Source organism: Clostridium sp. (assembly GCF_051278035.1).
GTDB lineage: Bacteria > Bacillota > Clostridia > Clostridiales > Clostridiaceae > Clostridium_AD.
The window spans coordinates 1-8,195 of record NZ_JBNMNU010000181.1 but is presented as its reverse complement, the minus strand read 5'-3'; the positions used below and the strand labels follow the sequence as shown (position 1 = coordinate 8,195).

The window sequence follows — 8,195 nt, the reverse complement described above, 5'->3', positions numbered from 1 at the left end:
AGAAGATGAGAAAGGGTATTCTTTAGACTCTGAAAAAATTCCGTCTGGTTATGCTAAGCTTGAAATGAAAAACAGTAAATGTAAGGTTTCATACTATGTGCAAAACCTAAGGAAAGAAAAGCAACCTTACTACATGGTTTTGATATGTGGTAAAAAAGATGTAAATAAAATCATAAAACTGGGCAAATTGAACATAGACGATTATGGCAGGGTAGATATTTCACATGAGTATGATACAGAAAATATAGCGGATACTGGTATTTCTGCTGAAAAGATTATTGGGGCTGCAATTGTGAAATTTCTAGATAATAATGTAGTCTCTATAATGAGTGGATTTTCAACAACAGATAAACCCAATGAATGGAGAAATTATAAGTTAGCAGATTTTAATAAGGAAAAGGAAGAGACCAGAACAGAGAGTGTAATTAATGAGTTTGATGAATATGAACAAAGCATTGAATCAATTAAAGTAAAAACTGATGAAACTGTTGATAAAGAAGAGAAGAATGATGAAGTTGAAAGAGACGTAGATGAAGAAAGAGATACTAGTCAAGTAGCTAGTATTGAAAACGTTGAAAGAGTCGAAAACGTTGAAAGTGTTGAAAATAGTAAAAGTGATAAGAACATTGAAAAATCAGATGGCATAGAACTAGAAATCGAAATTAATAAAACTGAAGATGATTATGATGTAGATAGACATAAGAAGAAGCAAGATAAAGAAGAAAAGTGTAAAGATAAAGATAAAGATGAATATCCAAAGGGTGCTATGGGAGATTTCTTTAAGGCAGTAGCAAAAGATTTTGAAGAGGTAACTGATTTTTCTAAGGAAATTAAATGGTGCAAGTGGTATAAGGTACCTGTGAATAACTTAGAAAATATGTATGATTTTAGTGATTATAATAAATATACAATAGCATATTATCCAATGATTTACTACTATCCATACATTAGAAACCATAAATCTTTTATGCTGGGTTATAAATGTGATGCTAGTGGAAAAATGAAATATATTGTTTATGGAATACCTGGAAGCAAAGCTAAAGCACATCAACCTTGTGGAGGAAAAACTGGATTTGTAACTTGGATCCAAGATAAAAACAGCGACGTAATGGGATATTGGCTTATGTTTTATGATCCGAAAAAATCTACAATTGTTGTTCCTTTAAAGAAATAAAATTTATGAAATTAAATGTGCGACTATATGATTTAGTCGCACATTTAATTTTTTTAATATTTATTTAATATATATTTAATATCTATCATATAGTATATTAATATTAATATATGTGGAGGGGTACTTTGAAGATTATATTTATAAATAGAAGAAAAGTAGGAATTATAGTAATATTATTAGGACTCATGATTACACTTGTGGGTATATCAAAACAATTTGACGATAAGCTAAAAACTACTATTCTAGTAGAGAATAACATTAATTTGTTAGATGATTATACTGGTTTAAATGGTAAAATAAGCTACAAACTACCTGAAGGATGGACAACACGAGAAAAAAAGTTTCCTGGTGGAGAAATTATTTATCATAATGATTTTCAATCATCGGATGCGCTAATTCATGGGTTTGTAGAAGTGTGGAACAGCAAGGAGGATTTAAAAATATTTTTAGAAAATAGCAAAAAAATATCTCAGGAGCAAAATGTAATTAAAAATTATAAGATGGATAGCGTTATTATAAATGGTAAAAAAACATATTTAGTGCATTATCTAATAAATGTAACTAACAATAATTGGTACAAGGCCTATGAATATTTCATTGCTGACAATGGACAATTTTATAGGATTTCATTTTTCACAAGAGATGTTAATTTCAAAGAAGCTTATGGGGCTATTTTTGAAAGTATAATAGATACTTTTAACGTCAATTAAAGTTGCTTAAAGATTCTTTGTGTATTATAATTTATTTGATTTCATTCTCAAAGGAAAGTGTCAGAGGAAAAACACACAATTTTTAATTATTTATGAGAGTGGCAAGGAGGATAACAAATGCACAAAAATAAGAATAATCTTATTATCTTATCGTTTATCCTTATAGCTGTATTTATGTTTACAGGATGTGAAAGCTTTGATAATATCAAAGTAAAACTAGGGATAAAAAATAATGATTTTGAGTACATCAAGCAGGGAAGAATAAAAAAGATAATAATACAAAGTACTAGAGACAAAAACTTTAAATTTGTAGTTACGGATGAAATAGCTATAAAAGACATGTATGAAATTTTGTCATCATCTAAAGAAGTTACTGAAAAGTCAACTCTAGAGTCGGATTATATATTTGAAATGTATGAGGGACTAGATAAAGTTCACCAGTTCAACTATATAGCGGGTCTTGATAAAAAAGATGGAGCTAACTTATACAGTGAAGACAAAAGCTATATTGTATCTAAGAGAATTGATAATGATATCATACAAAATTTTTGGAATATTAGAAAGCCTATAGATTTTAAAACAGTATATTATGATTCAATTTTAAAGGTATTTGATAATTACTTTAAAGAAGAGGTTAAGAATAAAAAAATATTGCTTGATATAAGTGAAGATGTAGAAGCATCTAAATTTATATTATCAACTGACTTAGAGACATTTAAAAGCAAGCTACTTAGTGATTTCAACACACAATTAGCAAAAGATAACAAAGCATGGGCAGATGCAGATTTGTTAATAAAGGTTAAAACAGAAGGGTATAAATCTACTATATATAAATCTACCATGACAATTACAAATTCAGTGGATGAGAAAGAAAAGGTGTATTATATAGTGGCTAAGTATGATAATGCTTGGAATATTGAAATTTTTGAAGATGAAAAGCCTGAAAAATTCTAATGGTATATTAAAAAAATAAAAAACAGTATACCTATATGTAAAATGGATACTGTTCTTTATTTTTAAATACTTTAAAAAAAATTTTCCATTTTATCATTATGTGTATTAGTAAAAATACCAAGGTTTATATCAACTGAATCCCCTATTTTTGAATTTTTAGGTAAATGCGAAACGCTTATATCCATAGTAGTTCCATCTAAAAAATTTATAAAAGCATCTGTATTGTTCATATCTATTATCTTTCCAAACATTATAAAAACATCCTTTCATAAAATATATAATACCCTTAATATAGTTTTAGCAAAGAGAACTATTATATTCAGAAAATTATTAATGTTTTTATAAATAATATAAATTTGTTAGATTTATAGATAGAATCATACATAAAAAACCACCTATCACTAAGTGATAGGTGGTTTATCTATAACTTTATTATATTATAGAATGCCCTAGATTTTGAATTATAGTTTAGTAACGTTAGAAGCCTGTGGTCCTCTAGCTCCAGTAGTTATTTCGAATTGAACTTGTTGGCCTTCTTCTAAAGATTTATATCCGTCTCCTTCAATAGCTGAAAAATGTACGAATACGTCCTCTTCTCCTTCTACGGATAAGAAACCAAACCCTTTTTCTGAATTAAACCATTTAACTATACCTGTTTTCATATAACTTTCCTCCTGAATAAAAAAATTTGTAACATATGTAACCTACTATTATAATACTACACTTTAGTAGATTTTTAAATAGATATGTGAAAAAAAATAATATTCTTAGTATTTTAACATTAAATTTTTCAGTGGTTTACTTATGTCGCAAATATAGTTTGGCTTTTTATATTTGTTTTATACTAGCACCTTCTTAAAAAAACATATAAAAGTAAATTTAAAATTGATATCGAACTTTTTCTAGAATAGATTGTAAAAAGCACAACATGTTGTGTTGAAAGGGTTACAAGTTAATTCAGGTTAAATTAGAACTCGAAAGAGAAGTACTTATGCATAGGTATGATATATTAAAAAACTGAGGGCTGAAGATTTGCCATTTGTAGTAGGACATGGGCTTATGTTAGGTAGTGAGGGGTTAACACCAAATGATTGAATAAAACCCATCTTAAAAAACGGATTAGGGGGCATAGGTTTTACAGGACTTGCTTAAACATTAGCAGCTTTAACTCGAAACTATCATGGAGAATGCATATACTTTAGAAAATTGGGCGTTGAAAGTAGAGGATAATATGCCTATAATAAAAGAGGTAACATTATTAGGGGGAGAACCTTTTGAGAGCGCAACAGGTTTATCAAAGCTGTCAGAAGAGTGAAAGACCTATGAATAAATATTTGGTGTTATAGTGGATACGCTTATGATGAGATAATAAATAGTCGAGATAAGGAGAAATGAATACAATGGGTAAATTAAAAAATGGATATGTTCAAATATATACAGGAAATGGTAAGGGAAAAACTACTGCAGCTGTAGGCCTAGCTGTGCGTGCAGCAGGGAATGGATATAATGTAATTATGGTTCAGTTTTTAAAAGGAAGTAAAACTGGCGAAATTGAAAGTGCTAAAAAATTGGCTCCCTTTTTTAATATATTTAGGTTTGAGGAAAAAAGAGGATTCTTCTGGACATTAAATGCTGAGGAAAAAATTGAATTAAAAGAAGAAGTTCAAAAGGGATATGAATTTTGCAGGAAAGCGTTAAAGGAAGAAAAATGCGATATACTTATCATGGATGAAGTAATGGGAGCACTGAGCAACGGACTAATAAGTGAAGATCAATTAATAGAATTAATAGATAAAAAACCTAGTAATATAGAATTAATTTTAACAGGAAGAAATGTTCCTAGGGCTATACTAGATAAAGCAAACCTTGTAACTGAGATGAAGGATATAAAGCATTATTTTAATGAAGGAGTTCCATCTAGAGAAGGTATAGAATTTTAACTGAAAGGTAAACAATATTAAGAGGCTTCCACTTTTTTAAATGGAAGCCCCTATTCTAGATACAATTCAATATTTTTACCGACATTGACTCTTTTATTTCACCATTAATTACTAAGATATTGCTACCTATTTTTGATGCGTTTTTCATGTACATAAGGAATGTTTCCACCCCATCTAAAGGGAAAGATACTAGTGAAGTTTTATAGTGCATAGGTATAACTATTTTGGGATTTATTTTTGTAGTGATTTCAAAGGCTTCCTTTGCATCAATTGTATAATTACCACCAACAGGGATAAACAATATATCCACATCTCCAATAGCGTCTATATCATCAGCTGAAAGCGTGTGACCTAAATCTCCTAAATGACATATGCTATACTCATCCATTCTAAAAGTGAATATTATGTTATCACCTCGTTTGAAACCACTAACTTTGTCATGAAAAGAGGGGGACCCTTTTATAGATATATCATTAATATAGAACAAGCCAATTTTATCTATTATTTTATAAACACCTTTTATCTCCTTAGAGTAATTATGATCGAAATGCTGGTGGCTTATAGTTACAATATCTGCGTTACCTTTATATGTATCATATCCTAAAGTAGGGTCAAATGGATCAGTTAAAAGTTTCCTACCTTTTGAGTCTTCCAAAATAAAACATGATTGACCTAGCCAAGTTATTTTCATTTAAATTCTCCTTTAAATATGGTTGTTTATTATTTAATTATGGCCTATTTCATAGAGAAATACACAATTATAAAAGTATATTTATTGAATTTCAATGTAATGTATAAATATATTAAAAGAATTTTTGGAAACCATGGAGATGTCAATAAATATATAGTATAATAAACTCATGACTAATACCAAAATTTACATTCATACTTATAATTATGTATATAATGATATAAATAAGTATGATAAATAAAATGACTTAGGAGGGGTTACATGAAAAGTATCTTTAAAGCAATTATATTTGCAATTTTAACTGTTGCACTCAGTATACCTATGCAAAAAACGGTTAAGGCAAGCACATACACAGATATGGGGACTAAAAGTAATGTGGCAGTTAGTAAAGCATGGACAGTGGATTTTAATAAAGATTTAAATCCAGCTAGTGTTAACAATGCGAATGTTGTTGTTATTGGAAATAATAATACTTACATTGACGTTAGTGTAATTTTAGTTAACTATAATAAAAGTATAGTGGTAAAACCTTTAAAAAATTACGAATCTAATACGAGATATACTTTAATAGTTACACAAAAGGTTAAGTCCGCAGATGGAAACCCTCTTCCTAAAGAAGTTAGAATGAATTTTACTACAGTGGATACAAGTACAAGCTACAAAATTGTCTTAGATGCAGGGCATGGGGGAAGTGAACCTGGAGCTATAGGACCAAGTGGACTTCAAGAAAAAAAAGTAGTACTAGATATTACTCTAAAAGTAGGAAATATATTAGTTAAGAATGGTGTTGAAACCATATATACTAGAAAGACTAATACTGCAGTAAGTCTTGAGGAAAGAACTGTTATTTCTAATAAAGAAAAACCAGATTATTTTGTAAGTATTCATGCTAATGCATTTTCAAATCCGGAAGCTAACGGTCTTGAGACTTGGTATTTTGCAGGGAACGAAGAGGGACAAAAGCTGGCTAAAGCAATTCAGACTGAATTGGTTAAAGAAACCGGAAAATACGATAGAGGTCTTAAAACATCTTCTGGATTATATGTTTTGAAGTATACAGATTCTACGTCAGTACTTGTAGAAACATCATTTCTTACTAATCCGACAGAAGAATTTCTATTAAATTCAGATGATTACCAAAATAAAGTAGCTAAGGCAATTTCAACAGGTATTTTTAAGTGTTTAGGAAAAACCGATATAGTATATTAATAGTTTTTATTGTTAAAATTATAATAAAAAATCACCTCCATAGTATCTTACTATAGAGGTGATTTTTTATCTTGCAACATATTATTTAAATATCTAGTAGATTCTTTTTATAGTTTACATAATAAAGTCTAAGCGCTTCCATCTGAACATCTAACTCTATTTGTAATTTAGAAAGTTCTTCAAAGTTCTCAGTTTTAGAAGCTTCTTTTATTTTAGTAAATAAACTGGTCTTAGAATAAGTATCTTTCATAAGTGAATGTCTTAAATCATTAATTTCTTTCCAATTATCCAAATCTAAATCCAAAGCAGTATCTGGAGTATGAATCATTTTGGAATGCCTAATTTCGGATGCATAATCATTAAGTATTCTGTTATTTATTTCTGTAATCCATCTAGTCTCCGTTGCCATTTTAAAACTATTTAGTAGGCTTTCGGTAAATACATCGCAAACCTTAAGTACTTTAAGTTTATCAGGGTATTCATCGAATCCAAGAAGGTTTTCATAAATGGTTTTAGGAGCTTTTCCAAAATACTTTGCGCGTTCATCATCCGTATAGAACTCAAAAACATCTTCTTCACTTCTGTAAGCTCTATCTTTCTCTAAATAATCGCTGTCATCTCCTGGTGCTTTAGACAATTCACTTAAAAGGTCATCTTCACTTTTATTGTTTTTGATAGCATAAGTAAGACCATCTAGTATTCCCATATATATAGCAGCTATAGTAATATAGCAATTAGTATGTGGGTTTGGAGCTCTAAGCTCAAATCTTGTAGCAAGAGGATTATCAAGGTCTCTTATTAGGGCTAGAAGTATAGATCTATTTCTTGATGGAACATCTACGCTATGACCAAGAGAAGTTACTACACAAACAGGAGCCTCGAAACCAGGTTTTAATCTTCTTAAGGAATCATTTGTTGGAGAAACAAATGGATTTATTACTTCGTAATTTTTAAGAATACCCATAGCAGCGGCGTAACCAATATTGCTTAAAAAGTGTTTTTTAGTTGAAGTAAATAAGTTAACTCTCTTACCGCTTTTTAATTTTACGGCTACTCCAATATGAGTATGTTCACCACTTCCGGCTACATCATGCACTGGCTTTGCTAAAAAGTTAACATCTAAACTGTTACGTCTGAAGGTTTCTTTTACTAAATTTCTTATAAATAGCTCATTATCCGCAGATTGAAGAGCATCAGAAAATTTCCAATCTATTTCAAGTTGTTCCATAATATGAGTAAGTGAACCAGTTTCGCCTATTTTAGCTTTTACGCCACCAACTTCTTTATGTCCCATCTCAGGTTCGAAACCATACTTGCCCATTAAAAGAAGAGATTGCTCCATGGCAGTTCTAACACTGCCTTTAAGTCTACTCCAGTATTGTTCTTTAAGTACTTGAGAGGTAGACAGTTCTTCAATGTGAGCTCTATCATTAGGTGTTTTTACCCAGAATTCTAGCTCTGTTGCACTAGTAAGCACAATTTCATCAATATCTTCATATTCAAAATCAAATGAAGCT

10 protein-coding genes are annotated in these 8,195 nt (G+C 29.8%); 6 read left to right on the top strand and 4 right to left on the bottom strand.

The window, feature by feature from the left end:
* The 3 genes from ACJAX4_RS19785 to ACJAX4_RS19775 form a co-directional block, all read left to right on the top strand.
* Positions 1 to 1,174: hypothetical protein (locus ACJAX4_RS19785; RefSeq protein ID WP_435791160.1), on the top strand; the 1,174-nt coding region annotated here is incomplete at its 5' end.
* Between the two features lie 125 nt (positions 1,175 to 1,299).
* Positions 1,300 to 1,884 carry a hypothetical protein gene (locus tag ACJAX4_RS19780; protein ID WP_435791159.1) on the top strand — a complete coding sequence of 195 codons (585 nt, stop codon included), beginning with the start codon at positions 1,300 to 1,302 and terminating at the stop codon, positions 1,882 to 1,884.
* Between the two features lie 117 nt (positions 1,885 to 2,001).
* Positions 2,002 to 2,838, top strand: coding sequence for a hypothetical protein (locus tag ACJAX4_RS19775; RefSeq protein WP_435791158.1), 837 nt, complete (start codon positions 2,002 to 2,004; stop codon positions 2,836 to 2,838).
* A gap of 71 nt (positions 2,839 to 2,909) precedes the next feature.
* On the opposite strand, the gene ACJAX4_RS19770 is transcribed toward ACJAX4_RS19775, so the two are convergent.
* Positions 2,910 to 3,089, bottom strand: coding sequence for a hypothetical protein (locus ACJAX4_RS19770; protein WP_435791157.1), 180 nt, complete (start codon positions 3,087 to 3,089; stop codon positions 2,910 to 2,912).
* 210 nt (positions 3,090 to 3,299) lie between these two features.
* Positions 3,300 to 3,500 (bottom strand): cold-shock protein, encoded by a 201-nt coding sequence (locus tag ACJAX4_RS19765; protein WP_431546099.1) that lies wholly within the window; start codon positions 3,498 to 3,500, stop codon positions 3,300 to 3,302.
* A gap of 518 nt (positions 3,501 to 4,018) precedes the next feature.
* Here ACJAX4_RS19765 and ACJAX4_RS19760 point away from each other — a divergent pair.
* Complete coding sequence (locus ACJAX4_RS19760) at positions 4,019 to 4,153, top strand: hypothetical protein (RefSeq protein WP_435791156.1); 135 nt, start codon at positions 4,019 to 4,021, stop codon at positions 4,151 to 4,153.
* A gap of 85 nt (positions 4,154 to 4,238) precedes the next feature.
* Complete coding sequence (locus tag ACJAX4_RS19755; RefSeq protein ID WP_435791155.1) at positions 4,239 to 4,778, top strand: cob(I)yrinic acid a,c-diamide adenosyltransferase; 540 nt, start codon at positions 4,239 to 4,241, stop codon at positions 4,776 to 4,778.
* Between the two features lie 55 nt (positions 4,779 to 4,833).
* Here ACJAX4_RS19755 and ACJAX4_RS19750 read toward each other — a convergent pair whose 3' ends face one another.
* Entirely contained in the window at positions 4,834 to 5,469 is a 636-nt protein-coding gene (locus ACJAX4_RS19750; RefSeq protein ID WP_435791154.1) for an MBL fold metallo-hydrolase, read from the bottom strand.
* Between the two features lie 261 nt (positions 5,470 to 5,730).
* Between ACJAX4_RS19750 and ACJAX4_RS19745 the strand changes: the two genes are divergently transcribed.
* Positions 5,731 to 6,678: an N-acetylmuramoyl-L-alanine amidase gene (locus tag ACJAX4_RS19745; protein ID WP_435791153.1), complete on the top strand. Its 948-nt coding sequence runs from the start codon at positions 5,731 to 5,733 to the stop codon at positions 6,676 to 6,678.
* Positions 6,679 to 6,763: 85 nt separating this feature from the next.
* On the opposite strand, the gene ACJAX4_RS19740 is transcribed toward ACJAX4_RS19745, so the two are convergent.
* On the bottom strand, positions 6,764 to 8,195 hold a 1,432-nt coding region (locus ACJAX4_RS19740; RefSeq protein ID WP_435791152.1), incomplete at its 5' end, for a glutamine synthetase.